The sequence below is a fragment of the Methylorubrum podarium genome (genome assembly GCF_022179745.1).
In the GTDB taxonomy this organism is placed as follows: Bacteria; Pseudomonadota; Alphaproteobacteria; order Rhizobiales; family Beijerinckiaceae; genus Methylobacterium; species Methylobacterium podarium.
Map to the genome: position 1 here is coordinate 1 of NZ_BPRD01000703.1, position 1,882 is coordinate 1,882.

The 1,882-nt window shown below is 77.6% G+C and carries 2 protein-coding genes and 1 pseudogene; all 3 read left to right on the top strand.

The window, feature by feature from the left end; translation table 11 throughout:
- Window positions 1–297 (top strand): annotated as a pseudogene (locus MFF42_RS26015) (nodulation protein NolU); the annotation flags it as partial.
- Window positions 290–895, top strand: coding sequence for a type III secretion system stator protein SctL (gene sctL, locus MFF42_RS26020; protein WP_238258847.1), 606 nt, complete (start codon window positions 290–292; stop codon window positions 893–895). The pseudogene MFF42_RS26015 and the gene sctL, both read left to right, overlap by 8 nt.
- On the top strand, window positions 889–1,882 hold a 994-nt coding region (locus MFF42_RS26025), incomplete at its 3' end, for a FliI/YscN family ATPase (RefSeq protein ID WP_373875231.1). The genes sctL and MFF42_RS26025, both read left to right, overlap by 7 nt.

Sequence of the window (1,882 nt, forward strand, 5' to 3'; positions counted from 1 at the left end):
GTGGCCGCCCTCGTCGCCGCCATCGGCCGGGACGCCCACGCCTTCGGCCTGCGCCACGGCGCGCATGTTCCCCCGCGGGACGATCACGGCGACCTCGCGCGCGCCGTCCTGCACGACGGCTATGCCTGCCTCGGCGCGTGGCTCGACGACGCGCCGGAGCCCCTGCGCCGGGCGGTGCGGCTCGCCCTGCCGCCGGGGACGCCGGCCGACGGCGGCCCGGTCGATCCGGCGCTCGCGGGCATCGCCGCCGATATCATGGCCCTCGTGGCCGACGCGGTGGAGACCGAGGATGCCTGAGCGCGCGCAGCCGACGACGCCCCGCCTGCGGCCGGCCGGCCCCATCGTCCGGGCCGCCGAGATCGGCATCTGGAGCGAGGCGCAGGCCGGGCTCGCCGCCTCGCACCGGCACGCCGTCGAGACCCGCGCCTTCGCCCGCGACCTGGTCGAGCGCGAGCGCGCCCGGGCCGAGGCCGAGGGCCGGGCCGCGGGCGAGGCGGCGGCCGCCGCCCGGATCAGCGAGACCGCCGCCCGCGCCGCCGCCCACCTCGCCGCCCTGGAGCGGGAGCTGCCCGGTCTGGTCCACGGCCTCGTCGCCGAGATCCTGGGCGATTTCGAGCCGGGCGACCGGCTCGTCCGCTCGGTGCGCCAGGCCATCGCCCGCCTGCGCCCCGACGCGGAGGCGAGCTTGCGGGTCGCGCCGGGCGATCTGGAGACGGTGCGGGCCGGGCTCGCGGATCTCGACACCGGCTCCCTCAGGATCGAGGCCGACCCGGTGCTTCAGCCCGGCGAGTGCTGCCTCCGCAGCGCCATCGGCAGCGTCGAGCTCGGGCTGGAGGCGCAGCTGCGGGCGCTGCGGGCCGGCCTCTCGGCCGCGTCCGGGAAGAGCGCATCGTGAGCGCGCCGTTGTCGGATCCCCAGGGCGCGGTGACGGCGCTGACCGAGGCCCTGCCGCGCCTGCGCGAGGCGGCGCGCGCGGTCGAGACGCGGCCCCTGCGCGGCCACGTTACCCGCGCCGTCGGCACGATGATCCACGCCGTGGTGCCGGGCGTGCGGATCGGCGAGCTGTGCCGCCTCGAGGACGGCCGCGGCGGCCTCTCGCTCGAGGCGGAGGTGGTGGGCCTCTCGGCCGAGACGGCCCTGCTGACGCCGATCGGCGGCATCGAGGGCCTGTCGGGCCGGGTCGAGGTCGTGCCGACCGGGCGCATGGTCGAGGTGCCGGTGGGGGACGGCCTGCTCGGGCGCATCCTCGACGGCCGCGGCCGGCCCCTCGACGGGGGCGCCGACCTCTCGGACGCGCCGACGCGGCCCCTGCGCGGCCCCGCCCCGAACCCGCTCACGCGACAATTGGTCGAGCGGCCGATGCCGCTCGGGGTCCGCGTCATCGACGGGCTGCTCACCGTCGGCGAGGGCCAGCGGCTCGGCATCTACGGCGAGCCCGGCGGCGGCAAGTCCTCGCTGCTCGCGCAGATCGTGAAGGGCACGCAAGCCGATATCTGCGTCATCGCCCTGATCGGCGAGCGCGGGCGCGAGGTGCGCGAATTCGTCGAGCGCCATCTCGGGGCCGAGGGCATGGCCCGCACCGTCCTCGTCGTCTCGACCTCCGATCGCTCGGCGGTCGAGCGGGTGCAGGCGGCCCAGGCCGCGACGGCCATCGCCGAGCATTTTCGCGACGCCGGCCGGCGCGTCGTGCTGATGATGGATTCGGTCACCCGCTTCGCCCGCGCGCTCCGCGAGATCGGGCTGGCCGCGGGCGAGCCGCCGACCCGGCGCGGCTTCCCGCCCTCCGTCTTCGCGAGCCTGCCCGGCCTGATGGAGCGCGCCGGCCCCGGCAAGCACGGCTCGATCACCGCCTTCTACACCGTGCTCGTCGAGGGCGACGGGG